The following is a 26,728-nucleotide window of genomic DNA, read 5'->3' as shown; positions in this document are numbered from 1 at the left end:
TGAGGGGGCTACATTTGGAACTGATCGCGCTGCTGACCAAGTCGGAGTCGTTGAGATATGAGCACGGATAACGCCAATACCTCGCAGTTCATCATCTACCAGAGCGAAGACGGGCGAACCCGGTTGGACGTGCGCTTTGTCGATGAAACCGTATGGTTGACCCAAGCCTTGATGGGAGAGTTATTCAGCACCACGCCAGAGAACGTGTTGATGCATCTGAAGAACATCTTCAGCGAGGGAGAGCTTGATCAACACGCAACCACTAAGGATTTCTTAGTAGTTCGTCAGGAAGGTACGCGCCAGGTAAAGCGCAATCTCAAGCACTATAATTTGGACGCCATTATCTCCGTGGGTTATCGCGTACAAAGCCATACGGCAACGCGCTTCCGTCAGTGGGCCACCCGGCAGTTGCGTGACTACATAGTCAAAGGCTTTTTGCTTGATGACGAGCGCCTGAAAAATCCCGATCAGCCGTTCGACTACTTTGAAGAGCTGACGCGGCGCATCCAGGATATTCGCACCAGCGAAAAACGCTTCTACCAGAAGATTACTGACATCTACGCCACCAGTGTGGACTACGACCCGACTCAGGAAGCCAGCATCAGCTTCTTCAAGACTACAAAACAAAGTGCACTGGGCAATTACCGGGCAGACTGCGGCCGAGCTTATTCACAATCGTGCGGACAGTGGTAAACCCCACATGGGCCTGACCAACTGGCGCGGTGCCAAGGTTCGCAAACAGGATATCTCGAATGCTAAAAACTACCTCTCGGCAGAAGAACTTAGCGCTTTGAACAATCTGGTCGAGCAATACCTGGTGTTTGCGGAAGGCCAAGCCATGCGTCGTATTCCAATGTCCATGGCTGAGTGGTTGAGAAAGCTTGATGGTTTCCTGAAATTGAACGACCGCGAAATTCTGGATAACGCGGGCCAAATTTCTCATGACCTGGCCAAGCAGCATGCCGAGTCGCAATACGAGCTATTTCATAAACTGCGCCAGCAAGAAGATACGGCGAGCTCTGATCAAAACCTCGCGGATCTGAGCCAGCTTGTCCACTCGCTATCGAGCAAGACCCAATCTAGGTCTTGACTGCGAGATTCCCGTCTGCGACAGGTGGCTAAGTTTTATTGGAATGGACGTCTAAGGTTTGGGCCTTTATGAGAATTCACCGCCTGGCAAGGTTAAGTGCCCGAAGTTCCAGCATCGCCTTTGACACTTACAAGTATTTGGCTGCGGTCTTTTTAAAGACACTCGCGTAAAAAATCCACAAAGGCCCGGGTGCGCGCCGAGCGGCGTCGGTCGTGGCTGAACACGGCGTTGATGGGGAGCGTCAGTGGCTGGTAATCGGCAAGCAGCGGGACTACCGTTCCCTGGCGAATATCAGCGGCATACAGCCATTGCGGGGAAAGCGAAACACCGAGACCGGACAGCACCATTTCCCGGATCGCTTCGCTGCTGTTGCTGGTGACGTTGCCCTTGATCGTCACTTGGTATTGCTCGGCTCCACGCTCGAATCGCCAGACGTCGTAATGCTCCAGCAGCGTGAAAGCCAGACAGTTGTGGTGGGCCAGATCGGCTGGCCGAAGGGGGCTTCCGTACTGCTGCAGATAGGCGGGGGTGGCATACACCTGTCGAGGACTGCCCCCCAGGGAAACCGCCACCAGCCCTTCGTTTTTCACTGCGCCGATGCGAATGGCAACGTCAATATTCTCCTTCAACACATCTTCGTTCTGATCGCTTAGCCGCAGGTCGAGCCGGACCCGTGGGTGACGTGCCAGAAACCGGCCCACCAGGGGCGCGATGCACAGTCGTCCGAAGCTGACCGGGGCCGTTACGCGCAGGGGGCCGGCGATCTGTTCCTGGCCATTGGCGAAACCGAGGCGTGCCGCGTCCAGGCTAGCGAGTATGTCCTTGCTCTGGGCGTAGAAATGCTGCCCCTGGTCGGTCAGCGCGAGATGGCGGGTACTGCGGGCGAACAGCGCGCCGCCAAGGTGTTGTTCCAGCGCGCGGATCTGCTTGCTCACCGCCGGTTGGCCCAGGTTCAGCTCCCTGGCCACTGCCGAGAACGAGCCGCGCTCCACGACCCTTACGAATACCTGCATTGCCTCGAACAGATCCATAGGATTTGGCTTTTTGCTGGAATAAATCCTATCCATTATTGCTGACTTATCGGAATGCGTCGGCGCGCCCATGATGAACCTGCCCACTCACTGGAGGTTTACCGTCATGAACAACACCATGTTTGCCGCCGTCGCTGAAACCGCTCAGGCCCCGTTGATCGTCCGCCACATCGCCCGGCCCACTCCTGGCAAGGGACAGCTCCTGATCCAAGTGCACGCTGCCGGGATCAATCCGCTGGATACCAAAATCGCAGCGGGAGCGGGTGGCCATGCCCGGCAACCGCTTCCTGCGGTCCTGGGCATCGACCTGGCGGGCGTTGTCGTTGAGCTGGGCGAAGGCGTTGTCGATTTCGCTATTGGCGACGAAGTGTTCGGCATGGCCGGTGGGATTGGTGGCGCTCAAGGTGCATTGGCCGAATACATCGCCGTCGATGCACAACTGGTCGCGCCAAAGCCCCGCGCATTGAGCATGCGTGAAGCGGCAGCCTTGCCCTTGGTGTTCATCACGGCCTGGGAAGGACTGGTCGATCGAGCCAATGTCCATCCCGGCCAACAGGTATTGATCCATGGCGGCGCGGGCGGCGTCGGACAAATCGCCGTGCAGATCGCCAAGGCCCGGGGCGCTGACGTTTATGCCACCGGCTCGGCCAGCAGCCTGGATTTCATCCGCGAGCTGGGCGCAACGCCCATCGATTACCGGGCCCAGGACACCGACAGCTACGTCCGCCTGCACACGGACGGCGAAGGTTTCGACATTGTCTACGACACCGTGGGCGGCGCGACGCTTGATGCTTCGTTCAACGCAGTGAAGACCTACACCGGCCATGTGCTCAGTTGCCTGGGCTGGGGCCAGCACAGCCTCGCGCCCTTGTCGTTCCGGGGGGCGAGTTATTCCGGGGTGTTTACCTTGATGCCGCTGTTGACCGGAAAGGGCCGTGCGCATCACGGTCATATCTTGCGGGAGGCCGCGGCGCTGGTTGAGGCTGGGCAGTTGCGGATCAAGGTGGATCAGACCCGGTTTGGCCTTGAGGACGTCAACGAAGCCTTCGCTCAGGTCGCCGAGGGGCGGGGGCAAGGGAAGACAGTGGTGGAACTCGGGGCTGAGTGAGCCGATCCGTCAGGCTGGCGTCTGCTGGCGAGGGAAAAATCCCTCGCCAATCATGCTTGGTTACAGCAACCGCCGCTGTACAGCCTCTTCCAAAGTGCTGCGTGTCAGCGCCTGCACGACGTCACGAGTGTCCTGCTGGAACGGAATACCGAAGATCAGCACCAAGTGCATCCAGGTGCGTACCGATTCGCTCTTCTGCACACGTCCCAGCTCTTTACCGTCCTTGTCCTTGAATACGGTTTCGAGGGTAAAGGTGTTTCGCGCCGTGGAGGGGATCACGAAAAACGTAGCGCCAGTGATGATGGCCGAAGCCATGCTGAACTGTTCATTGTTTCTCAAGGTGGCTTCGGCGTAGATGTCTGATTCGACCTTGTCGGTGCTGACCCGCGCGAAACGTCCGGAGTCTCGGAAGGTCTCGGTCACCGAGCTTTCCCAAGCGGTGGCCTGGGCGCCCGAGGCAGCGACGGCCGGGCCGCTGTTGACCTGGTTCTGCGCAGTGGTGCGCACGAAGGCGGTTGGCTTGGAGGCTGTGGTGGCAGCGGCAGGCGGCCAGGTTTTAACGTCCGGCAACTCGTGTTGCGAGTAAGACACGCAACCCGTCAGCAACACGGCGGCCAATATGAAACTGTGTTTGATGAAACCCATGGTGTCCTGCTCCTAGGAATTATTGCTTGGCCAGGCGCGCCGTGGCGTTGTCCAGCAGTTGCGCCACCAACTGATTCAGTTGCTGTGCACCCATGGTCGGTGCCCAGTATTCGCGGCCATACAGGCCTACGTTGCGTTCAAGCTTGATCTCTTCCTTGGCGGTCGCCAGTTCCTTGCCGTCGCGATCGACGATGCTCAGGTTCCCTGCGACGTCGAAACTGTCGACGTAGATAGGACCGTTCACCCAGATCCAGATGGTCAGGGTCAGCAACGCGCCGGGGAAATAGCCCGGATGCGGAGCGCGATGGCCTTTGAGAGAGGTCATGTCGAACTTGAGCAACACGTCATTCTCGCCCAGGCGCGTCGGGTATTCGGTGACCTGCTTGAAGTAGCCGCCGGTCTGCACGTACTGATTGAGCTGGGCGGTGAGCGAGCGGCTGATGGCCGTGCGGGTGGCATCGTTGACATCGGGGGCAGTCACGGCGACATCGGCAATTTGTGCGATACGTGGGCTGCTGACAGGGGCAGGGTGCTGTGGCGCGCCCACCGGGCCGGTGACGGTGTATGACACGCAGCCGGTCATCGACAGGGTGGCGACCAGGGCGGTGGCCTTGAGGAACGTTTTGAACACGGAATGTCCTTATAGGGGTGATGGCACTTTAGTGTCTCGACTCGGGAGGCGGTAACTTGAGGGGAATTGCAAAAGCATCAAGCTGAGGAAGGGCTGCGAACACTCAGAAAATTATTTTCAGGGGGTTAACCCGAACCGCAGCTGCCCTGCGTCTGACCTTGCGTACGGATCATCCATTCACGAGGTTCAGCCCATGTCCCGTCCACTTTCTTTTATGCGTCCTGCCGCCCAGGGCTTTGCTGTCACGATGCTGGTGACGTTGGCCGGTTGTGGGTTGTCTTCGTCCCGGGAGACTGCCAAGCCGGCGGAACCGGTGGTCGTGGCGCCCAGTGTTGTACCGCAAGGCGAGATCGCCGAAGTGCGTCAGCCGACGGTCAAGCGCATGCTCATGAAACCGGCAGCGATGCCTGCCCCAAGCGTGGCGAGCGATTCCATTGCCGAGGGTTACCGTGCCGAGCCCCGCGAACAATACGAAAAACTGCCGGACAACCCCGTCCATAGCGTCGCCGAGACGCCAGTATCGACCTTCAGCGTGGACGTCGATACCGGCAGCTACGCCAACGTGCGACGTCTCCTCAACCAGGGCAGCCTACCGCCCGAGGGCGCCGTGCGCTTGGAGGAGATGGTCAATTACTTCCCTTATCACTACGCCTTGCCCACCGATGGCTCGCCGTTTGGCGTAACGACCGAAATCGCCCCGTCGCCGTGGAATCCCCATACCCGTTTGTTGCGCATCGGCATCAAGGCATCCGATCGCGCCGTAGCGGAGTTGGCCCCGGCCAACCTGGTGTTCCTGGTGGATGTGTCCGGTTCCATGGACCGGCGTGAAGGCCTGCCGCTGGTCAAGAGCACGCTGAAACTGCTGGTGGATCAATTGCGCGACCAGGATCGCGTGTCCTTGGTGGTCTATGCCGGCGAATCCCGGGTGGTCCTCAAGCCGACCTCGGGCCGTGACAAGGTGAAGATCCGCAACGCCATCGACCAGCTCAATGCTGGTGGTTCCACCGCGGGCGCCTCGGGTATCGAGCTGGCTTACCAGATGGCCCGGGAGAGCTTCATCGATAACGGCATTAACCGTATCCTGCTGGCCACCGATGGCGATTTCAACGTCGGCATCAGCGACTTCGACAGCCTCAAGCAGATGGCGACGGATCAGCGCAAGAGCGGCGTTTCCCTGACGACGCTGGGCTTCGGTGTGGATAACTACAACGAACACTTGATGGAGCAATTGGCTGACGCTGGCGATGGTAACTACGCCTACATCGATAACCTGCTCGAAGCGCGCAAGGTCCTGGTGGACCAACTCAGCTCCACCTTGGCGGTGGTGGCGCGGGATGTGAAGTTGCAGGTGGAATTCAACCCGGCCCAGGTCAGCGAATATCGCTTGCTGGGCTATGAAAACCGCGCGCTCAAGCGTGAGGATTTCAACAACGACAAGGTCGACGCGGGTGAGATTGGTGCTGGGCACACGGTGACGGCGTTGTACGAAATTGTCCCGAAGGGCGAGCCGGGCTGGTTGGAACCACTGCGTTATGGCAACGCGCCGAAGTCGGACGGCAAGTCCGGTGAACTGGCGATGTTGCGTGTACGCTACAAACCGGTCGAGGGCGGTAGCAGTCGCTTGATCGAGCATCCCATTGCCAGTGTGCAGAGCGAAAAACAACCCAGCGATGACCTGCGCTTCGCCGCGTCCGTGGCCGCCTTTGCCCAGCAGCTCAAGGGCGATGGACGCTACACTGGCACGATGAGCCTGAAGGACACCGCCCAACTGGCGCGCTCGGCCCGCGGCGATGATCCGTTTGGGTTGCGCTCGGAGTTCGTGCAGTTGGTGGAGTTGGCCCAGAGCCTCGAGCCTGCGGCCAAGCGCTGATCCTGCGCATAACGAGGATCAAAATGTGGGAGCCGGGCTTGCCTGCGAAGGCGGCGTGTCAGGCGAAACGTCTGTGCCTGACACGCCGCCTTCGCGGGCAAGCCCGGCTCCCACAGAGTCCTCTACAATCGGCAGGCCGTGTTCTACATCGAAAGGAGTTCGCCCCCCACATGCCCGCAGCGCTTGATTCACCTAGCGACGAAGCGTTGCTGGCCCGCTACCGCAATGGCGACGGGGCTTCTTTCGAAGTCCTGTATGCCCGTCATCGGCAGGGGCTTTATCGTTTTCTCGTGTCGTTGAGCAACAAGGCCGAACTGGCGGAGGAAATCTTCCAGGACACCTGGCTCAGCCTGATCCGCAGCGCCACCCAGCCACAAGGCCGGGCGAGTTTTCGCACCTGGTTGTTCCAGATTGCCCGCAACCGGTTGATTGACCACTGGCGCAAACACGGTGTCCACAATCCGTTGCATGACAGCTATGACGAACAGCTGCACGTCCAGCCCGACGACGCCAGCAGCCCCGAGCAGCAGTTGAGCTTGAGCCGCGACCAGGCACGGCTCGATGCCGCCTTGCAGGCCTTGCCCGAGGATCAGCGGGAGGTTTTCCTGCTGCGCCTGCACGGCGACTTGGAGTTGCCGCAAATTGCTGCGCTGACTGGCGCCCCGCTGGAAACGGTCAAGAGCCGCTTGCGTTACGCCCAACAGAAATTGCACCGACTGTTGGCCGAGGAGGTACCCGCATGATCGACCGCAAACACACGCCGGATGCCGACGACGAAATGCTGCTCGAGCATTTCCGCCAGCACCCCAGCGGCGAACCGCCACCTTCCCTGGACGCCTTTATCCTGGCCGCTGCCCGCCGTGAAGCGCCGACGCCTGCGCCGAGCCTGTGGCAGCGTTGGTTGCACGCCTGTCAGCGGCCACGTTGGCAGATGGCATTCGCCACGGTCGCCGGTGTGGCGCTGATGATCGGGCTGGTGCTGCGCTCGCCCGTTCCCGAGGATCATTCGTCCCCACTCGCATCCGTGGAATTTTCCGCCAACCGGCAAGAGCCTGCTGTTGCCGCCGCACCACCGCCAGCCATCCCCGCACCCGCGCCGATCGTCCGCATGGCGCCCCAGGGCGAGTTGGCCCGAGCTCCGGCAAGCGCTGACCAGGCCCTGCTGGAAAAACCCGCCGCGAAAATGAGCAAGGCCGCACCGGCTGCGCTGCCAACGCTGGAACAGGGGTTGATGGAAATCCTGCGTTTGCGCGAGGTGGGTGACAGCAAGGCCGCTGACGAGAAGCTGCTGGCGTTGCACAAGCGCTTTCCCAAGGAGGATTTGCCTGCGCGGTTGGAGGCGTTGCGTCAGCGCTGAGTAAAAAATAGGCAACAAAAAAGCCCCAATCCGCGAGGACTGGGGCTTTTCGATTTTCCATGTATGGTGCACCAGGCGGGATTCGAACCCACGACCCCTGCCTTCGGAGGGCAGTACTCTATCCAGCTGAGCTACTGGTGCAACGCGGGCGCCATGATACTCATAAGCATGGCAGGCGTCCATGCTGCTGATTTGCCGTTTGTTTCTGCCTCGCTCCGCGGCTGTTGGCTACGCTGATCAGAAAAAACAGGCAAATGCAGCTTTTTCGTTCTTTTTTTCGAACAGCCTATTGTCCTCGAACCCCATCGGCCCTAGGATTCGTTTGAGATTTCAAACGCTCTTGTCTGGGTGCTGAACCGCACGTCTGTGCTTATGTGCGTTATTTCTGTGCTTCAGCCCGGTGAATGATTTCCCTGACGGCAGCCCATAAGGCGCCTTTCTACAACTCTAATTCGCTCCGCGTGCGCGCGGTGCTGTTAAGGAAAGCCGACATGCAGCTTAAAGACACCCAGTTGTTCCGCCAGCAAGCCTTCATCGATGGCGCTTGGGTCGATGCGGACAATGGTCAGACGATCAAGGTCACCAACCCGGCAACGGGCGAAGTATTGGGCACGGTGCCGAAGATGGGCGCTGCCGAAACCCGTCGTGCGATTGAAGCCGCCGACAAGGCGCTGCCGGCCTGGCGTGCGTTGACCGCCAAAGAGCGCGCCTACAAGCTGCGCCGCTGGTACGAATTGCTGATCGAAAACCAGGACGACCTGGGTCGCCTGATGACCCTGGAGCAGGGCAAGCCGCTGGCCGAAGCCAAGGGCGAAATCGTCTACGCCGCTTCGTTTATCGAATGGTTCGCCGAAGAAGCCAAGCGCATCTACGGTGATGTGATTCCTGGCCACCAGCCCGACAAGCGCCTGATCGTGATCAAGCAGCCGATCGGCGTGACCGCCGCCATTACCCCGTGGAACTTCCCGGCAGCGATGATCACCCGCAAGGCCGGCCCGGCCCTGGCTGCCGGTTGCACCATGGTCATCAAGCCCGCTTCGCAAACCCCGTTCTCGGCCCTGGCCCTGGTTGAACTGGCGCACCGTGCGGGTATTCCGCAAGGCGTGCTGAGCGTGGTCACCGGCAGCGCCGGCGACATCGGCGGCGAGCTGACCAGCAACCCGACCGTGCGCAAGCTGTCCTTCACCGGCTCGACCGAGATCGGTCGCCAGCTGATGGCCGAATGCGCCAAGGACATCAAGAAAGTCTCCCTGGAACTGGGCGGCAACGCGCCATTCATTGTGTTCGACGACGCCGACCTGGATAAGGCCGTCGAAGGCGCGATCATTTCCAAGTACCGCAACAACGGCCAGACCTGCGTCTGCGCCAACCGCCTGTACATCCAGGATTCGGTGTACGACGCGTTCGCCGAAAAACTCAAGGCCGCAGTGGCCAAACTCAAGATCGGCAACGGCCTGGAAGACGGCACCACCACTGGCCCGTTGATCGACGAAAAAGCCGTCGCCAAGGTCCAGGAACACATCGCCGATGCCGTCAGCAAAGGTGCCACCGTGCTGGCGGGCGGCAAGCAGATGGAAGGCAACTTCTTCGAGCCGACCATCCTGACCAACGTACCGAAAAACGCCGCCGTGGCGAAGGAAGAAACCTTCGGCCCGCTGGCGCCGCTGTTCCGCTTCAAAGACGAAGCCGAAGTGATCGCGATGTCCAACGACACCGAGTTCGGCCTGGCTTCGTACTTCTATGCCCGTGACCTGGGCCGTGTGTTCCGTGTGGCCGAAGCCCTGGAATACGGCATGGTTGGCGTCAACACCGGGTTGATCTCCAACGAAGTCGCGCCGTTCGGCGGCATCAAGGCTTCGGGCCTGGGCCGTGAAGGTTCCAAGTACGGCATCGAGGACTACCTGGAAATCAAATACCTCTGCCTGGGTATCTGATACCGCTTCAAGCGCAAGGGGCACGAGAGCGCTGTCCCTTTGCGCGTTTCACCCGTTCTGTTTCTTGTGGCCGGAACGCTGTGGCAGTCGATCATCGCATGCTGTCGCAGTTGCCTCCCCGCCATGTATTCCTTGAGCCACGCCGACCGATGAGCGGCGAATGAGGACTGTAATGAGCAAGACTAACGCTGACTTGATGGCCCGCCGTACCGCCGCTGTTCCACGTGGCGTCGGCCAGATCCACCCGATCTTCGCCGAATCGGCGAAGAACGCCACGGTAACCGACGTTGAGGGTCGCGAGTTCATCGACTTCGCTGGCGGTATCGCCGTGCTGAACACCGGCCACGTGCACCCGAAAATCATCGCCGCCGTGACCGCACAGTTGAACAAGCTGACTCACACCTGCTTCCAGGTCCTGGCCTACGAGCCGTACGTGGAACTGTGCGAAAAAATCAACGCCAAGGTTCCTGGTGATTTCGCCAAGAAAACCCTGCTGGTCACCACCGGTTCCGAAGCGGTGGAAAACGCCGTGAAAATCGCCCGCGCCGCCACTGGCCGTGCCGGTGTGATCGCCTTCACCGGCGCTTACCACGGTCGCACCATGATGACCTTGGGCCTGACCGGTAAAGTCGTGCCGTACTCGGCCGGCATGGGCCTGATGCCCGGCGGTATCTTCCGCGCGCTGTACCCGAACGAATTGCACGGCGTGAGCATCGACGATTCCATCGCCAGCATCGAGCGCATCTTCAAGAACGACGCCGAGCCGCGTGACATCGCCGCCATCATCATCGAGCCAGTCCAGGGCGAGGGTGGTTTCTATGTAGCGCCGAAAGAATTCATGAAGCGCCTGCGCGCCCTGTGCGACCAGCACGGCATCCTGCTGATCGCTGACGAAGTGCAGACCGGCGCTGGCCGTACCGGCACCTTCTTCGCCATGGAGCAGATGGGCGTCGCCGCCGACCTGACCACCTTCGCCAAATCCATCGCTGGCGGCTTCCCGCTGGCCGGTGTGTGCGGCAAGGCCGAGTACATGGATGCCATCGCGCCGGGCGGCCTGGGCGGCACCTACGCGGGTAGCCCGATCGCTTGCGCCGCAGCGCTGGCGGTGATGGAAGTGTTCGAAGAAGAACACCTGCTGGATCGCTGCAAGGCCGTGGGCGAGCGCCTGGTAACTGGCCTCAAGGCTATCCAGAAGAAATACCCGGTGATTGGTGAAGTGCGCGCCCTGGGCGCGATGATCGCCGTGGAACTGTTCGAGAATGGCGACAGCCACAAGCCGAACGCTGCCGCGGTGGCGCAAGTCGTCGCCAAGGCCCGTGACAAGGGCTTGATCCTGCTGTCCTGCGGCACTTACGGCAACGTCCTGCGGGTGCTGGTGCCGCTGACCTCGCCAGACGAGCAACTGGACAAAGGCCTGGCGATCATCGAAGAGTGCTTCTCCGAGCTCTGATATTCAAGAGCCTTGAGCTGTGCGTTGATCCACAAAAAACCCGCTTCGGCGGGTTTTTTCATGCCCGAGGAAAGGGGGCGGTGTTTTTGGACTGTCTGGAACGGCCGCAATTGTCTAAGGTGCATGTATTGCAAGGGAGCGATGCGGCATGACTGCTGTGGATTTACCTGCTGTACCGCGTGTGCTGATCGCCGAGGCCGATCCAGCGTCCAGGGAGCTGCTTGAACAGGTCTTGTCGGGGGTGCGTTGCGATGCCCGGGTGGACACCTGTGACGAGGGACGGCAGGCCCTGGAATTGCTGGCGCATAACCCCTATGACTTGGTGATCGCCGACTGGGAGTTGCCAGGTGTCGATGGCCTGAGCATTTTGCGCAGCTTGCGCCAGCAGCACCGTACACCGGCGTTGCCGTTCATCCTGGTGAGCCGCCGCAACGACGGCGCCAGCGTGCGCGAGGTCTTGCCGCTGGCGCCGACGGCGTACCTGACCAAGCCCTTGAACCGCGAGAACCTGACCCAGCGTTTGCAAGGCTTGCTACTGAGCGGCGAAGACACTTCCAATCCCGCGCCAACCCCGGGGCCGGGGCTGACGTTGGCCACGTTCCTTGAGCGCCGACGGGACCTGGCCGAAGGCGCGCCGTTGATGACCGATGTGCAAGTGGCGATCAAGCGCAGCCTCAATCCCGGCGGGCTGGATCTGAAGCTACTGGAAGAAGAGATCCGCACCGATCCGCAGATCACCGCCGTGCTGATCGCCGCGGCCAACAGCGCTGCCCAGCATCAGGGCGGCGGCCCGGTACAGACCGTGGCCCAGGCGTTGCACCAGCTCGGTACCGGACAGAGCATGAACCTGATCCTCGGCTTGACCATCAAGCGCTGTGCCAGGCTGAGTGTTCCGTGCCTGGCGGACTATGCCGAACGTTATTGGGAGTTATCGCTGCACACTGCCGAATACGCCCGGACGATCGCCCGGATGCTGGACCTGGAGCAGGAGCGCTGTTATTGCGCGGGCCTGCTGCACCGCTTGGGCGACCTGGCGCTGCTGCGCTGCCTGGAAGAGTGGACGCAGGCCGGTGGCGATTTGGATGAGCCCGAGGAAGTCGGGGATTCCCTTGAACAGTTCGGCGCCGGTTTCGGCTCGGCGCTGCGCACCCGCTGGCGGCTGCCGCTGGAGCTGCGAGAGTTGATCGCGGCAGTGTATGGCCTGGGCGGTGGGGTTTATTCCCGCGAGGCGCTGGTGATGAACATGGCCGCGCAGATGGCCCATTTGCCATCCCATGAGGGCCTGGAAGAACTCGCTCGGGGGCGCACGGCGCGTCTGCTGAAGATCGGGTTGCCGGAATTGATGCGGTTGCGCCGTAAATAAAGTCACCGCCCAACCCTGTGGGAGCGAGCTTGCTCGCGATGGCGGTGTACCAGTCAATATTGATGTCGACTGACCTGACGCCTTCGCGAGCAAGCTCGCTCCCACAGGATCAGCGGCATGGCCGGATTCGATTGCGCTGAGATTGGCCTCAGGCGGCGATTATACGGTTCTTACCCTGGCGCTTGGCCTCGTACATCGCCGCGTCAGCACGGGCAAACAAGCTATCGAGGGTCTGGTCTTCAGCGGTGATCCCGGTCAGGCCCTGGCTGACTGTGATGCCGAAGTTCTGCTCCCCGCAGCGGAACGCCAGGCGTTGGATTTCCCGTTGCAGGCGCTCGGCCACCTGCAACGCCATGTCCGGTGGGCAGCCTGGAAACACAGCGGCAAATTCCTCGCCGCCGATCCGCCCGAACAGGTCGCCACGCCTGAGCACGGTCCTTCCGCTTTCAGCGATTTTCTGCAGCACCGTATCGCCTTCCTGATGGCCGTAGGTGTCGTTGATCAACTTGAAATCATCGATGTCCAGCAACAGGAACGCCATGGGCGTGCCTTGCAGCCGAGCCTGCTCGAACTCGCGATGGGCGCACTCGAAGAAGTGCCGGCGGTTGCTGCTCTGGGTCAGCACATCGGTGGTCGCCAGCCGCTGCAGTTCGCTTTCGAGCAGTTTTTTCTCGGTGATGTCTTCAGCGATACCGACAACGATCACCGGCTGTCCCGGGTCGGCTTGGCGGTTGATGAAGCATTTGTCGCTTAGCCAGCGAATCTGCCCATCGGCGGCGATGATCCGGTATTCGCGATCTTCGACGGCACCTTTGACCAACACTTCGGCCAGGCTGCGTTCGGCGTAATCAAGGTCGTCCGGGTAGATGGCGTCACGCCACTCGTTGTAGTCCGCCAGTACCAGGCCCGCGGGCCGACCGAAAATCCGTTCGTAGGCGGGGCTGACATACAGCACCTGCCGGGTTTCCCAATTGAACGCCCACAGCACCGCATTGACGCTGACGAGCAACGAACTGAACAACTGCTCCCGCTCGCTCAGGCGTGCCACTTCGCCTTGGGCGTGCATCAGCGCCATGAGTGTCTGGGCCGCTTCGGGCCAATGAGGCTGGGATGAATCCTGTAGGTTCTTGTCGACCATCGGCACAAATCTCAAAGAACGTGCATTGCTATGGATTTGCACGCGCTTACTCCAAAGCCCGCCAGGATGGCGAAGTGCTCTTGAGATAGGGGATTGTGGGCGAAGTTCCTTTTCAGGCGACGAAGGGCGGGGGATTTAGTGAGTCAAAGTATGGGGTTGAAACTGTGGCGAGGGGATTTATCCCCGCTGGGCTGCGAAGCGGCCCCAAGACAGCCAATTTGAGTGAGCCTGACACACCGAGCCGTCAGGTTTTTGGGCTGCTGCGCAGCCCAGCGGGGATGAATCCCCTCGCCACAACAACCTCCCCGCCGCGCACATTGGTGTCAGGCCGTGGCCGGCCGCAGCGAGTAGGTCTTGAGCTGATCGGCAAAGTCCCTCAGGGACTGGATGCCACTGGCTTCAGCCTCATGAACCCATTCCTTGATGGCTGCGAGCATGTCATGGCCGTTGCTGCTGGTCTTGACCCAGATCTGCTGCAAGGCCAGGCGTTTTTCGTAGATCACCTTCAGCGCCTGGCTGTGCTCCAGCATGTTCTGGATGCGCAGGTGATGGCGATCGTCCAGCAGGCTGGTTTCCCGTGACAGCAGGCGTTTGGCCCGATGAAACTGGTGGCGCACGGAGTGATCGACTTTATCCAGTTCCTGCTTGACCAGCGGCGCGATGACCAGCCGGCGGTACTGGGCCATGATCTGGAAGCGGTTGTTGAGAATTGCCATGGCCGTGTCCATGTCCAGGTGGCCCTTGCCTTCGACCCGGTGGGCAATCGGCGCAACCCGCTGGACCTTTGCCAGGCGCAGGAAGCTGAAGACCTTGATCCAGGCCCAGCCCAGGTCGAATTCCCATTTGCGCACCGACAGCTTGGCCGAATTGGGGTAGGTGTGGTGGTTATTGTGCAGCTCTTCGCCACCGATCAGGATGCCCCAGGGCACCAGGTTGGTCGCCGCGTCGCGACATTCGAAGTTGCGGTAACCCACGGCATGCCCCAGGCCGTTGACCACGCCGGCGGCCCAGACGGGGATCCACATCATCTGGATGGCCCAGATGGTGATGCCGATCGTGCCGAACAGCAGCAGGTCGATGACGCCCATGATCGCCACGCCCAGCAAAGGGAAGCGGCTATAGAGGTTGCGCTCGATCCAGTCTTCCGGGCAGTTCTTGCCATAGATACGCAGGGTTTCCGGGTTTTGCGCCTCGGCGCGATACAGCTCGGCGCCTTTGCGCAGTACCGTGGACAAGCCTTTGATGACCGGGCTGTGGGGGTCATCCTCGGTTTCGCATTTGGCGTGGTGCTTGCGGTGGATGGCCGTCCACTCGCGGGTGTTCTGCGCTGTGGTCAGCCACAGCCAGAAGCGGAAAAAATGTTTGAGGCCGGCGTTGAGTTCCAGGGAACGGTGGGCCGAATAACGGTGCAGGTAGACCGTGACGCTGATGATCGTCACATGGGTCATCAGCAAGGTGACTGCCACCAGCGACCAGGGCGACAAGCCAAGAAAACCTTCGTACCACATAGGCTGTAGGGCCCTCGATAAAAATAGAAACTGCCGTTGCATTATCACCAGCTCGACCGATAAAACCAGTCGGCCTTTCAGATAAGAGTGGCAGGATGTTTCTTACTCTATAATCCCCTCACATTACAGGGACATGGATGACCGCATGACTGTCTACCAACGCACTGCCATGCGTGGAGCACTGCTTTACCTTCTGCTATCCGTCGCCTGGCTGCAGCTGGTTGGTTATTTATTGAGCAGTTTCTTCGATCATTCCGCCGACCGGCTTCGCTGGCAACTGATCAACGGTTATGCCTGGGTGCTGGTCAGCGCCGGGCTGATATTCATGGCTCGGGTGCGGATCGTGCGGTGTTTCGACAAGGGCGAGGGCAGCCTCGACCGTGAACGATTGCGCCAGGCCGCCGCTGTCTTCGATTGCACCCGCGAAGGGGTCCTGGTCACGGACCGCCAGGGCCTGATCGTGCACGTCAACCGGGCGTTCATGGCGATCACTGGTTATGGCCGGGACGAAGTATTGGGGCGCCAACCCAATCTGTTCAAATCCGGCCGGCACGGACCGGCTTTCTATCGCGATATGTTTGCGTCGTTGTCCAGCCGCGGCGAATGGAGCGGTGAAATCTGGAACCGCCGCAAAAGCGGCGAAATCTACCCGCAATGGCAGACTATCCGTGCCGTCGTCGACGACAACGGCGAAGTCAGCCAATACGTCGCGGTGTTTTCCGACATCAGTGCGATCAAGGATTCGGAGCATGAACTGGCGCACCTGGCCCATCACGACCCGCTGACCGGCCTGCCCAATCGCCTGCTGTTTTCCGATCGCACCGAGCAGGCCGTGGCATCGGCGCAGCTTCACAAGCGCGGGTGTGCGCTGTTGCTGTTGGATCTCGATCATTTCAAGAACATCAACGACAGCCTGGGCCACAGCGTGGGTGATGAGTTGCTCAAGGGCGTGGCCAAGCGCTTTCTTGACCTGTTTGCGCCGGGCATCACCCTGGCCCGGCTGGGTGGCGATGAGTTCGCGGTGCTGGTGGAAAACTGCTCCCAGCCTGGGCAGGCAGCGGCGTTGGCCCGGCGCATCCTCGATGCATTGAAAGAGCCGTTGCAGCTCGGCGAGCAATCCCTGTTTGTCAACGCCAGCATCGGTATCAGCCTGTTCCCCGGCGATGCCCTCAGCGCTGGTCAACTGTTGCGCAACGCCGATTCGGCGCTGTTCAAGGCCAAGAGCAGCGGACGGGATGGCTACGCCCTGTACACCGAAGAGCTCACCGCCCACGCTCAGCAACGGGTCGAAGTCGCTTTCGAACTTCGACGCGCCCTGCAGCAAGAGGAGTTGCGGGTGCATTACCAACCGGTGCACGACTTGGCGACCAGCCGTCTGGTGGGCGTCGAGGCGCTCGTACGTTGGGAGCATCCAACGCGTGGGCTGGTTTCTCCGGCAGAGTTCATTCCCATCGCCGAACGTACGGGGCTGATCGCCCAGATCGATGCCTGGGTCATGGAGCAGGCCTGCCGGCAAATGTGTGAGTGGCAGCAGGCCGGCGTGGTCCTGTCGTTCGTGGCGGTCAATGTGTCCAGCCGCTTGTTCGCCCGTCGCGAATTGTACGAGCAAGTCGCCCGCGTACTGCACGACACTGGCCTGGATCCGGCTCTCCTGGAACTGGAAGTGACCGAAAGCGCGGTCATGGAGGATCCGGAAGTGGCGCTGGAACAGATGCACCGCTTGCGCGAATTGGGCGTGCGCTTGGCTATCGATGACTTCGGCACGGGGTATTCATCGCTGCTGCGGCTCAAGCGTTTGCCGGTGCAAAAGCTCAAGATCGACCAGGGTTTTGTCGCCGGGTTGCCGTGGGACGAGGACGACGTGGCGATTGTCCGCGTGATCATCGCCCTGGCCCATAGCATGGGCATGCAGGTGCATGCCGAGGGCATAGAACAGCAGGAGCAAGCGGCGTTTCTGCTGGGCCAGGCTTGTGAGTTGGGGCAGGGGTATTGGTTTGGCCGGCCGGTGGCGGCGGTGCAGTTGGATTGGGAGCGGGCGCCGGTGATTGCCTGATCACCCGCGGCATTGATGTTGACTGATGCACCGCCATCGCGAGCAAGCTCGCTCCCACAGTTGACCTGTTTCTCCTGACACAAATCGGTCCATTGTGGGAGCGGGCTTGCTCCGGGCGGCGATCCGACGATGGCGTCGGCTCGGCTGACATCAATACCGAAATGACACAGCGCTAACCCTTGGCTGCAGGCGCCGCCATCCCCTTCGTTTCCAGATGATCCAGCGCTCGTTCAACCAACAACTGAACCCCATCGGCCATGCGACTGATCGCCAGGGCGACGCAACGGCGTGATTCGTCGATGTCGTCGGCCAGGTCGGCGGCGATGGTGCTGATGGAGAGCAGGTCTTCGGAGGCGTTGGCGAGCAGGGTTTCGGTGTCGATGTGCGGGGAGACGATGAAGAGTTGGTCTTTGTCGGGTTCCGGCGGCGAGGCGGGGTGGGGCTTGAGGTAGTAGTCGAGGGCGCGGTTGGTGGCGTCTTCGAGGCGTTTTTCTTCGAGTTTTTCGATGCGGGATTTGTGACCGTTTTTCGGCGGATTTGGCGTAGGTTTGAACATGGGGAAGGTTTCCTATAGAGAACCGCCCTGGATCGCTTGCACGCAATGAAGGGTGGCAGCTGTGTGCGAGTGTGCAAGACCGAGCAACCCTACCCAAAACTCGGCAGATCCGAAGATCTCCCGAACACAGCCGCCATAAAACACGGGCGCAAATGCGCCACGAATGGCTAGAGGCATCAAGGGGTGGTGTTTTACTCGGACTTGCACGTCCGTGTCACCGTTTTTTGCGATGACGATCAGAGGTTAGCTGCGCTCGGCAGTGCTGCCTAGTTCATCAAAGGCACCACGTATTGAAGGAAATCTCCGACGACATGGCAGGTAAAAAGACCCGCCATCACGCCCGTCGTAGGACGCCAAAATCCCAACATCATTTTGGTTATATAAAAATTCTTAAATAGTCTTTTTAAGAATATCCCGCTTTATCTAGTATTGCTCCCACGCCGCAAGCAGTGCCGCCCACTGCCAGGCAATCATTCAAAGGAGCAGCAGCATGAGCGCATCCCTACGTAGCGTTGACGGCCAGGACGAAGCAACTATCTTGCGCGAGATCCAGAGTGCTTTGCGTGACCTGCGCTTTGGCGCGGTGGAAATCACCGTGCACAACGCCCAGGTGGTCCAGATCGAACGCAAGGAAAAATTCCGCTTGCAACAACCGAGTCATAAGCCGTCTTGAAACGCCAAAAAGATCGCAGCCTTCGGCAGCTCCTACAGGGGGGCTAGGTGTAGGAGCTGCCAAAGGCTGCGATCTTTTCTACAAGCCACTCGATTTCCAGAAGCCATAAAAACCAGAATTCCAGGAGCTTTCACCATGTCGCCGATTCGCCGTTATGCCCTGGCCGCCCTGGCCAGTGCTGTTTTTGCAGGTTCCGCCGTCGCCAAGGATTACGAGTTGCTCAACGTGTCCTACGACCCGACGCGCGAGCTGTACCAGGACTACAACGCCGAATTCGTCAATTTCTGGAAGAAAGCCCATCCGGACGATAGCGTGAAGATCCAGCAGTCCCACGGCGGCTCGGGCAAGCAAGGCCGGGCGGTGATCGATGGCCTGCGCGCCGACGTCGTGACACTGGCCTTGGCCGGTGACATCGATGAAATCGCCAAGCTGGGCAAGTCCCTGCCAGCGGACTGGCAAACCCGCCTGCCGGACGCCAGCACGCCCTACACTTCGACCATCGTTTTCCTGGTGCGCAAGGGCAACCCCAAGGGCATCAAGGATTGGGGCGACCTGATCAAGAATGATGTGTCGGTCATCACGCCGAACCCGAAAACGTCTGGCGGTGCTCGCTGGAACTTCCTCGCCGCCTGGGCCTACGGCCTGAAAGCCAACGGCGGCGACGAGGCCAAGGCCAAGGAATACGTGCAGGCATTGTTCAAGCACGTGCCGATCCTCGACACCGGCGCCCGTGGCTCGACCATCACCTTTGTCAACAACGGTCAGGGTGATGTGTTGCTGGCCTGGGAAAACGAAGCCTTCCTGGCGCTGAAAGAGGAGGGTGGCGCCGACAAGTTCGACATCGTCGTGCCGTCCCTGTCGATCCTCGCCGAACCGCCGGTGGCGGTGGTGGACAAGAACGCCGAGAAAAAGGGCAATGCGGAGATCGCCGAAGCGTACCTCAAGCACCTGTACAGCCCGGCCGGCCAGGAAATTGCTGCGAAGAACTTCTATCGCCCGCGTGACAAGGACGTGGCCGCCAAGTATTCCCGGCAGTTCCCGAAAGTGGAACTGGTGACCATCGACAAGGACTTCGGCGGCTGGAAAACGGCCCAGCCGAAATTCTTCAACGATGGCGGGGTGTTCGACCAGATCTATCAGGCGCAGTAAGCTGGGCTAGTCGGATCCAGGCCGTAATTCATTGTGGCGAGGGAGCTTGCTCCCGCTGGAGTGCGAAGCGCTCCCAGAATTTCTGGGGCTACTTCGTAGCCCAGCGGGAGCAAGCTCCCTCGCCACGGTAAGTGCGTTCTCAACCAAGGACCTTTATGTCGCGTCGCATATCCCCCGTCATACCCGGCTTCGGGCTGACGCTGGGCTACACCCTGGTGTACCTCAGTCTGATTGTGCTCATACCGCTGGCGGCCATGTTCGTGCATGCCGCCCAACTCACCTGGGAACAATTCTGGGCGATCGTGTCGGCGCCACGGGTGCTGGCTGCGCTGAAGCTCAGTTTCGGCACCGCGCTGTACGCCGCCATCATCAACGGCGTGATCGGCACGCTGCTGGCCTGGGTGCTGGTGCGCTACACCTTCCCCGGCCGCAAGATCATCGACGCGATGATCGACCTGCCGTTCGCCCTGCCCACCGCCGTGGCCGGCATCGCGCTGACGGCGTTGTACGCGCCGACCGGCCTGGTTGGTCAATTCGCCACCGACCTGGGTTTCAAGATCGCCTACACCCCGCTGGGCATTACCCTGGCGCTGACCTTCGTGACGCTGCCGTTCGTGGTGCGCACGGTGCAGCCGGTGCTGGCCGACATTCCCCGTGAAGTCGAAGAAGCCGCCGCGTGCCTGGGTGCGAAACCGTGGCAAGTGTTCCGCCATATCCTGATGCCGGCGCTGTTGCCTGCCTGGTTGACCGGCTTCGCCCTGGCCTTTGCCCGGGGTGTGGGCGAGTACGGTTCGGTGATTTTCATCGCCGGCAACATGCCGATGAAAACCGAGATCCTGCCGCTGCTGATCATGGTCAAGCTCGACCAATACGACTACACCGGCGCCACTTCCATCGGCGTGCTGATGCTGGTGGTTTCCTTCGTCCTGTTGCTGCTGATCAACCTGCTGCAGCGGCGCATCGAAACCCCATAAGGAGGCGCGAACCATGTCCCAATCGTCTATTTCCGCTGCCTCCACCAATGCCGCCCGTCGCGGCAGTGCGACGTCGCGGCGCGTCTTGATCGGCCTCGGCTGGTTGATCTTTGCGCTGTTTTTGCTGCTGCCGTTGTTCATCGTAGTGTCCCAGGGCCTGAAGCTCGGGCTGGGGGCGTTCTTCACCGCGATCTTCGAACCTGACGCACTGTCGGCGCTGAAGCTCACGGTGATTGCCGTGCTGATCTCGGTGCCGCTGAACCTGGTGTTCGGCGTCAGTGCCGCGTGGTGCGTGAGCAAGTATTCATTCCGTGGCAAGAGCATGCTGGTGACGCTGATCGACCTGCCGTTCTCGGTGTCGCCGGTGATCGCGGGCCTGGTCTACGTGCTGATGTTCGGCGCCCAGGGCCTGTTCGGGCCGTGGCTGTCGGATCACGATATCCAGATCGTCTTCGCGCTGCCGGGCATCGTCCTGGCGACGATCTTCGTCACCGTGCCGTTCGTGGCCCGTGAGTTGATCCCGCTGATGCAGGAACAAGGCACCCAGGAAGAAGAGGCCGCGCGCCTGCTGGGCGCCAATGGCTGGCAGATGTTCTGGCATGTCACCGTGCCGAACATCAAGTGGGGCCTGATCTATGGCGTGGTGCTGTGTACCGCCCGGGCCATGGGTGAGTTCGGCGCGGTGTCGGTGGTCTCCGGGCACATTCGCGGGGTGACCAACACCCTGCCGCTGCACGTCGAGATCCTCTACAACGAATACAACCACGTGGCCGCGTTCGCCGTGGCGAGCCTGTTGCTGATCCTGGCGCTCTTCATCCTGCTGCTCAAGCAGTGGAGCGAAAACCGAATCAACCGCCTGCGCGCCAGCGCCGCGGAGGAATAAGTCATGTCGATCGAAGTCCGTAACGTCAGCAAGAATTTCAACGCGTTCAGGGCACTGGACGAGATCAGCCTGGACATCCAGAGCGGTGAGCTGGTGGCGCTGCTCGGGCCGTCGGGTTGTGGCAAGACCACCTTGCTGCGGATCATCGCCGGCCTTGAAACCCCGGACCAGGGCAGCATCGTCTTCCACGGCGAGGACGTGTCCGGCCACGACGTGCGTGATCGCAACGTCGGTTTCGTGTTCCAGCACTACGCCTTGTTCCGCCACATGACGGTGTTCGACAACGTCGCCTTCGGCCTGCGCATGAAACCCAAGGGCCAGCGCCCGAGCGAAAGCCAGATCGCGACCAAGGTCCACGAGCTGCTGAACATGGTGCAACTGGACTGGCTCGCCGACCGCTACCCGGAGCAACTGTCCGGCGGCCAGCGCCAGCGTATCGCCCTGGCCCGCGCCTTGGCGGTGGAGCCCAAGGTGCTGCTGCTGGACGAACCGTTCGGCGCCCTCGACGCCAAGGTCCGCAAGGAACTGCGCCGCTGGCTGGCGCGGCTGCACGAGGACATCAACTTGACCTCGGTCTTCGTGACCCACGACCAGGAAGAGGCCATGGAAGTCGCCGACCGGATCGTGGTGATGAACAAGGGAGTGATCGAGCAGATCGGTTCGCCGGGGGACGTCTATGAAAACCCGGCCAGCGACTTTGTGTACCACTTCCTCGGTGATTCGAACCGCCTGCATTTGGGTGAGGATCGGCATGTGCTGTTCCGCCCGCACGAAGTCTCGCTGTCACGCTCGGAGCTGGAAGATCATCACGCCGCCGAAGTGCGCGACATTCGCCCGCTCGGCGCGACCACTCGGGTGACCTTGAAGGTCGAGGGCCAGAGCGAGTTGATCGAAGCCGAAGTGGTGAAGGACCACGACAGCCTGGTGGGGTTGGCGAAGGGCGAGACGTTGTTCTTCAAGCCGAAGGTCTGGCAGAAAGTTTCCAACCTTTAAATAGCTTTGTCGGAACGCCTTCGCGAGCCTGCTCGCGAAGGCGTACTCACCGGCGCCCCGATCCGAATCTGAATAAGGCCCACTTGACCTTGCTTCGATTCGTTCTACTCAAAGGCCTTTTCCCGACTCAAACCCTACCTAGACTCTGACGTGCCAGGAGGCAAGTGAGAGTCCATGACGGACCGGTGTTGTTTTCTCCTGGCGCCCTGATGCCAAGGAGAGAAAGCATGAGAATGGAAGTCAATCGGCCCGGCCCGTTCGGCTGTGCCTTGTTAAGCGTTCTGTTGAGTCCTGCTGTCGGCGCCACTCCCTCGTTGTCCCCCCAGATCCCTTTCGATGTCACGGTGACCAGCCCCGTTTCACTGGTCAGCCTGCAAGCCAATTTCGATGATTTGTCCTGGCAGACTTTCATCGCCCTGAACTGGCCGGCACTGGACAACGGCAGTCCGAATACCGGCGTCACCATCGGTCAGCAAGACGGGGCGACGGTCTGGGAAAGTTGGAAAGAGAGCTACCAGATTTTCCGAGCGAAAGGGCAAGCCCCGCTGCCTTGGAACGCGCCGGCGACCCTGCCTGAGGCGTGCAAGTCACTCAAGCCCGGCCGCCTGTTGCAACAAATGGGCAAGGTCCCCGACGTGCTGGACGAGTTTATCCAGCCCTTCGAGAGCGGTCCGCTGGTGGATCAGAACGGCGTCTATACGCGCAACGAAATCGTGGTCAACCAATCGATGTTCGACGGGATCGTCGACAACGGCCTGTACAGCATCGAAGGCCAGCAGAAGTTCTTCGCCGCCAACCCCAACAACACCGTGGCGTTCAGCTGTGGTTCTACCAAGAGCCAGCAGGTCGGCGCGGTGATGGTGAAGGCTTCGTGGAAAATGCTCGGTCCCAACGATAACCGGCAGGCGTTCCACACGGTCGATGCCCTGGTCTACACGCCTGGCAACAGCGACCCGGGCAAGGGCCCGATCGTCGAGGAGTCGTGCGTGTCCGAGCCGGTCGGGCTGGTGGGATTGCACATGGTCCACAAAACCGCCAATGCAGCGCAGTGGGTCTGGTCAACCTTCGAACATGTCAATAACGTGCCCGAACAAACCACGCCTGTCGCCCAGCGGGCGGGCCCGTATCTGTTCTACAACGCCAACAGCCAAAACCCCATCAACCAGCCGCCGCCACGGCCATGGAACCCGGCGGTCAAGGCGGCGCCTTCACAAATCGTGCGTGAGGTGCCGTTGACCGAGGCGACCAAGACACTCAACGCCTCCTATCAAGCCCTGTTGCGAACGGCCAACCCCAAGAGTGTCTGGGCCAACTACCAACTGATCAGTACCCAGTGGCCGTCGGACCCGCCGAAAAACTGCCAGGTATCGGCCGCGAACCCGTTGGGCAGCCCCGCGCCTTCGTTCCTGGCCAACGCCACGCTGGAAACCTATATCCAGGGCACCGTGCCCCAGGCGTCCTCGAGTTGCATGGCGTGTCACGGCAATGCGGCGACCCATGTCACCGAATCGCCGCGCACCAGTTTTGCGGACTTCACCTATTTGCTCGAACGCGCACAGTCCACCAGTGGACAAGGAGCCAAGCAATGAGCACCAACCTGGACAATTTCGTCGGCCTGTCGTCAGCCCTGATCGGCATTTCGGCAGAGCTTCTGGCACCGCAGATCGACCCGGTCGGTTTGCCGCCGATCTTTCTCGATTACGTCACGGCGCGAATTCCTCCTGACGTGCTCAATGCGTTGCTGACTCAGTACGCCACCCTGGCGGCCGACCATGTACCGCCCGACCAGATCGCCGAGCAAATACTGAAATTCAATATGCAGCCGACGATTCCTGACACCGTGCTGGCGGCGCGCTCGATCATGAAGCTGTGGCTGCTAGGCGTCTGGTATCAGCCGTTCGATAGGCTGCCTTTCAAGAAGGACGATTCGGCGGTGGTATCCGACCAGGCCTACATCCATAGCTGGGCCTGGAAGATTGCCCAGGCTCACCCGATGGGCTACAGCGAGTCGTTTTTTGGCTACTGGAACAGCACGCCCCCAAGCCTTGAGGATTTGACCGGCGTGCCCGCCAACGGACAGCAAGGAGCGTTGTCATGAGTACTGAACAAGCAGAAGTGGTGATCGTTGGCGCAGGTCTGGCCGGCAGCATTATTGCCTATCAGTTGGGCATGGCGGGTATTGACGTATTGGTACTTGAATCGGGGCCAGAGATACCGGTCAATCGTGCTCAGTATCTGGAGCGTTTCTATACCGCGACGCTGAAGACCCCAGAGTCACCCTACCCCCCGAGTACAACGCTGGACCCACACCTCACCGGGCCGGCCAAGCTGAACGCTCCGCGAGCGACCATTGCCGACCTGCTCAATGACAACTGGAACAAACCTGCGGTCAGCTACCTGGTACAAAAAGGCCCGCTGCCCTTCACCAGTACTTATGAACGGGTAGGTGGCGGCACGACATGGCATTGGGTGGGCACCTGTCTGCGCATGGTGCCGAACGATTTTCGTCTGAGGTCGAAATATGGCGTCGGGGTGGACTGGCCGATTGGCTATGACGATCTGCAAAGCGCCTACTGCCGGGCGGAAGCGGAAATCGGGGTGTCTGCCAACGTTGTCGACCAAGCCTACCTGGGCATGACCTTTCCTGAAGGTTATGCGTTCCCGATGCACAGCATTCCGTTATCCCTGGTCGATGGCAGCTTTGTCGCCGCCGTCACGGGGCAGACGTTCGATAATTTGCCGCTGGTAGTCAGCCCGACGCCGGCCGGGCGCAACTCTGAGCCTTATGCCGGGCGCCGGGTATGCGCCGGTAACACCAACTGCACGCCGATCTGTCCGATCCAGGCCAAGTACGACGCCACCGTGACCATGAACAAGGCCTTGGCCACTGGCAAGGTCCGAGTGCTTTATCGGACCGTGGCCAGCAAGGTAACCGTTGGTGATGATCACAACGTAAGCGGCATCGAGTTCATGCAGTATCAGTTGGAAGACGGCCCTAAAACCGGAACCGGCGTGGCCGTTGCAAAGCGCTATGTGATCGCCGCCCATGCGATCGAAACACCGAAACTGTTGCTCAACTCCAAGACTGACGTTTGGTCCAAGGGTGTCGCCAACAGCAGCGGGCAAGTAGGTCGCAGCCTGGCTGACCACCCCATTTATCTGGCCTGGGGGCTCATGCCCGAGGGCAAGGCGATCTTTCCTTATCGGGGACCGTTATCGACGGCAGGCATCGAAAGCCTGCGCGACGGCGCCTTTCGCAGCGACCGCGCGGCGTGGCGCATCGAAATTGGTAACGAAGGGTGGAACTGGCCGGCCGGTGATCCCTACACCACGGTCGCCGACTTTATCGACGGGACGAATGTAGGGAAGACCAACCCGAGCAACAAACTGCTATCGGGAACGGCGCTGGTGCGCAAGCTCAACGACGTCTTCACCCGCCAGTTCCGGGTTGGCTTTTTGGTGGAGCAGGTGGAGAAGGATCCCGATCACTCCGACAGTTATATCCAGCCCTCGGCGGATAACCTCACGGATGGGCTCGGCATTGTTCGGCCGGAAATCCATTACGACCTTTCCGACTACACCAGGAAAGGTTTCCAGCAGGCGAAAATATTGGCGACGCACATCATCGAGGACCTGCTCGGTGGTACGGAACTGACGGACATCATCGGGCCTGGATGTTTCACTTACGATGGGGTGCCCTACAGCTTCCAGGGCGCCGGTCACCTGATGGGGACTTACCGCATGGGCGATGACCACACCAAGTCGGTCGTAGATAAAGACCAGCGCAGCTGGGACCACAAGAACCTGTTCCTGGTGGGCGATGGTGTTTTCCCGAGCACAGGCACCTCGAACCCGAGCCTGACAATCGCCGCGTTGTCGTTCCAGGCCGGGGATACGCTGGCCAACGACCTGCGGGCGGTGACGATGCAGGTCCAGTCCAACAAGGCCTGGCAGGGCACCGGTGTGCAACTCAACGCTCTGGTTCCGCGTCTGGTTCGCTACGTCAGCGGACAATGGCGCGCCAGCCTGGAGGGGGGATGGGTGGATGGAAACGGTGGTTCGAGACACATCACCTATTCCAGCTATACGTTGCCCGGCGCTGCCGAAGGCGCCTTGATCGGGCGGGTCGGTGACAGCGGGACGCCGTTTCTGATCGGTGACCTGGCGCAGCTTCCCGTGGATCAACACGGAGAGTTGCAACTGTGCATCAACGATGACCTGACGGGGCAGCACGGCGCCGGCCTGACTGACAATGTGGGCGCGTTGACGATTCGGGTCGAGTTTGGTGCGCTGTAGCTTGATCGGTAAAACCTAGCTCTTGT

General features: G+C 60.6%; 22 protein-coding genes, 1 tRNA gene and 1 pseudogene. 17 read left to right on the top strand and 7 right to left on the bottom strand.

Going from position 1 to position 26,728, the window contains the following annotated elements:
- Window positions 1–57: 57 nt before the first annotated feature.
- Window positions 58–1,090 (top strand): annotated as a pseudogene (locus tag AB4N42_RS02245) (virulence RhuM family protein).
- 152 nt (window positions 1,091–1,242) lie between these two features.
- On the opposite strand, the gene AB4N42_RS02240 reads toward AB4N42_RS02245, so the two are convergent.
- Window positions 1,243–2,121, bottom strand: a complete 879-nt coding sequence (locus AB4N42_RS02240) for a LysR family transcriptional regulator (protein WP_460115810.1) — start codon at window positions 2,119–2,121, stop codon at window positions 1,243–1,245.
- Between the two features lie 106 nt (window positions 2,122–2,227).
- Between AB4N42_RS02240 and AB4N42_RS02235 the strand changes: the two genes are divergently transcribed.
- Window positions 2,228–3,229: a zinc-dependent alcohol dehydrogenase family protein gene (locus tag AB4N42_RS02235; protein ID WP_030142200.1), complete on the top strand. Its 1,002-nt coding sequence runs from the start codon at window positions 2,228–2,230 to the stop codon at window positions 3,227–3,229.
- Window positions 3,230–3,289: 60 nt separating this feature from the next.
- On the opposite strand, the gene AB4N42_RS02230 is transcribed toward AB4N42_RS02235, so the two are convergent.
- The gene (locus AB4N42_RS02230; protein ID WP_030142199.1) at window positions 3,290–3,874 is read right to left on the bottom strand and encodes a hypothetical protein; all 585 of its coding nucleotides are present in this window, start codon (window positions 3,872–3,874) and stop codon (window positions 3,290–3,292) included.
- Window positions 3,875–3,893: 19 nt separating this feature from the next.
- Window positions 3,894–4,457, bottom strand: coding sequence for a hypothetical protein (locus tag AB4N42_RS02225; RefSeq protein WP_407684462.1), 564 nt, complete (start codon window positions 4,455–4,457; stop codon window positions 3,894–3,896).
- A gap of 241 nt (window positions 4,458–4,698) precedes the next feature.
- On the opposite strand from AB4N42_RS02225, the gene AB4N42_RS02220 reads away from it, so the two are divergent.
- From AB4N42_RS02220 to AB4N42_RS02210, 3 genes are all read left to right on the top strand, one after another.
- Window positions 4,699–6,375 carry a vWA domain-containing protein gene (locus tag AB4N42_RS02220; protein WP_460115809.1) on the top strand — a complete coding sequence of 559 codons (1,677 nt, stop codon included), beginning with the start codon at window positions 4,699–4,701 and terminating at the stop codon, window positions 6,373–6,375.
- Between the two features lie 170 nt (window positions 6,376–6,545).
- Entirely contained in the window at window positions 6,546–7,118 is a 573-nt protein-coding gene (locus AB4N42_RS02215; protein WP_030142196.1) for an RNA polymerase sigma factor, read from the top strand.
- Entirely contained in the window at window positions 7,115–7,732 is a 618-nt protein-coding gene (locus AB4N42_RS02210) for a hypothetical protein (protein WP_460115808.1), read from the top strand. Before AB4N42_RS02215 ends, AB4N42_RS02210 begins: the two co-directional genes overlap by 4 nt.
- 64 nt (window positions 7,733–7,796) lie before the next feature.
- Here AB4N42_RS02210 and AB4N42_RS02205 read toward each other — a convergent pair.
- Window positions 7,797–7,873 (bottom strand) — tRNA-Arg (locus tag AB4N42_RS02205).
- Between the two features lie 350 nt (window positions 7,874–8,223).
- Between AB4N42_RS02205 and gabD the strand changes: the two genes are divergently transcribed.
- The 3 genes from gabD to AB4N42_RS02190 all read left to right on the top strand — a co-directional run bounded on the left by gabD (window position 8,224) and on the right by AB4N42_RS02190 (window position 12,479).
- Window positions 8,224–9,666: an NADP-dependent succinate-semialdehyde dehydrogenase gene (gene gabD / locus AB4N42_RS02200; protein ID WP_460115807.1), complete on the top strand. Its 1,443-nt coding sequence runs from the start codon at window positions 8,224–8,226 to the stop codon at window positions 9,664–9,666.
- 172 nt (window positions 9,667–9,838) lie between these two features.
- Window positions 9,839–11,116 (top strand): 4-aminobutyrate--2-oxoglutarate transaminase, encoded by a 1,278-nt coding sequence (gabT, locus tag AB4N42_RS02195; RefSeq protein WP_030142193.1) that lies wholly within the window; start codon window positions 9,839–9,841, stop codon window positions 11,114–11,116.
- Between the two features lie 148 nt (window positions 11,117–11,264).
- A complete protein-coding gene (locus AB4N42_RS02190) occupies window positions 11,265–12,479 on the top strand; it encodes an HDOD domain-containing protein (protein ID WP_460115806.1) in 1,215 nt (404 codons plus the stop codon).
- A gap of 148 nt (window positions 12,480–12,627) precedes the next feature.
- Here the strand turns inward: AB4N42_RS02190 and AB4N42_RS02185 are convergent, their stop codons facing one another.
- Window positions 12,628–13,617 carry a GGDEF domain-containing protein gene (locus AB4N42_RS02185; protein WP_030142191.1) on the bottom strand — a complete coding sequence of 330 codons (990 nt, stop codon included), beginning with the start codon at window positions 13,615–13,617 and terminating at the stop codon, window positions 12,628–12,630.
- 323 nt (window positions 13,618–13,940) lie between these two features.
- Entirely contained in the window at window positions 13,941–15,125 is a 1,185-nt protein-coding gene (gene desA / locus AB4N42_RS02180) for a delta-9 fatty acid desaturase DesA (RefSeq protein WP_030142190.1), read from the bottom strand.
- 145 nt (window positions 15,126–15,270) lie between these two features.
- Between desA and dibA the strand changes: the two genes are divergently transcribed.
- Window positions 15,271–17,178, top strand: coding sequence for a phosphodiesterase DibA (gene dibA / locus AB4N42_RS02175; RefSeq protein ID WP_460115805.1), 1,908 nt, complete (start codon window positions 15,271–15,273; stop codon window positions 17,176–17,178).
- Window positions 17,179–17,350: 172 nt separating this feature from the next.
- Here the strand turns inward: dibA and AB4N42_RS02170 are convergent, their stop codons facing one another.
- Window positions 17,351–17,734: a DUF6124 family protein gene (locus AB4N42_RS02170; RefSeq protein WP_460115804.1), complete on the bottom strand. Its 384-nt coding sequence runs from the start codon at window positions 17,732–17,734 to the stop codon at window positions 17,351–17,353.
- A 490-nt stretch (window positions 17,735–18,224) separates the two neighbouring features.
- On the opposite strand from AB4N42_RS02170, the gene oscA reads away from it, so the two are divergent.
- The 8 genes from oscA (at window position 18,225) to AB4N42_RS02130 (ending at window position 26,702) form a co-directional block, all read left to right on the top strand.
- Window positions 18,225–18,407 carry a sulfur starvation response protein OscA gene (gene oscA, locus AB4N42_RS02165; RefSeq protein WP_003186967.1) on the top strand — a complete coding sequence of 61 codons (183 nt, stop codon included), beginning with the start codon at window positions 18,225–18,227 and terminating at the stop codon, window positions 18,405–18,407.
- A gap of 135 nt (window positions 18,408–18,542) precedes the next feature.
- Window positions 18,543–19,556, top strand: coding sequence for a sulfate ABC transporter substrate-binding protein (locus AB4N42_RS02160; RefSeq protein ID WP_030138495.1), 1,014 nt, complete (start codon window positions 18,543–18,545; stop codon window positions 19,554–19,556).
- 155 nt (window positions 19,557–19,711) lie between these two features.
- Window positions 19,712–20,530, top strand: coding sequence for a sulfate ABC transporter permease subunit CysT (cysT, locus tag AB4N42_RS02155; RefSeq protein ID WP_030138494.1), 819 nt, complete (start codon window positions 19,712–19,714; stop codon window positions 20,528–20,530).
- 13 nt (window positions 20,531–20,543) lie between these two features.
- Window positions 20,544–21,413, top strand: a complete 870-nt coding sequence (gene cysW / locus AB4N42_RS02150) for a sulfate ABC transporter permease subunit CysW (RefSeq protein WP_024618577.1) — start codon at window positions 20,544–20,546, stop codon at window positions 21,411–21,413.
- A 3-nt stretch (window positions 21,414–21,416) separates the two neighbouring features.
- Window positions 21,417–22,406, top strand: coding sequence for a sulfate/molybdate ABC transporter ATP-binding protein (locus AB4N42_RS02145; protein WP_198798026.1), 990 nt, complete (start codon window positions 21,417–21,419; stop codon window positions 22,404–22,406).
- A 227-nt stretch (window positions 22,407–22,633) separates the two neighbouring features.
- On the top strand, window positions 22,634–23,995 hold the full coding sequence (locus tag AB4N42_RS02140) for a cytochrome C (protein ID WP_460115803.1): 1,362 nt from the start codon (window positions 22,634–22,636) through the stop codon (window positions 23,993–23,995).
- Window positions 23,992–24,504, top strand: coding sequence for a sorbitol dehydrogenase (locus tag AB4N42_RS02135; protein WP_258648651.1), 513 nt, complete (start codon window positions 23,992–23,994; stop codon window positions 24,502–24,504). Before AB4N42_RS02140 ends, AB4N42_RS02135 begins: the two co-directional genes overlap by 4 nt.
- Window positions 24,501–26,702: a GMC family oxidoreductase gene (locus tag AB4N42_RS02130; protein ID WP_460115802.1), complete on the top strand. Its 2,202-nt coding sequence runs from the start codon at window positions 24,501–24,503 to the stop codon at window positions 26,700–26,702. Before AB4N42_RS02135 ends, AB4N42_RS02130 begins: the two co-directional genes overlap by 4 nt.
- Window positions 26,703–26,728: the final 26 nt, after the last annotated feature.

The organism is Pseudomonas sp. H2_D02 (assembly GCF_054677635.1).
This window is presented reverse-complemented; position numbering and strand designations above follow the sequence as displayed.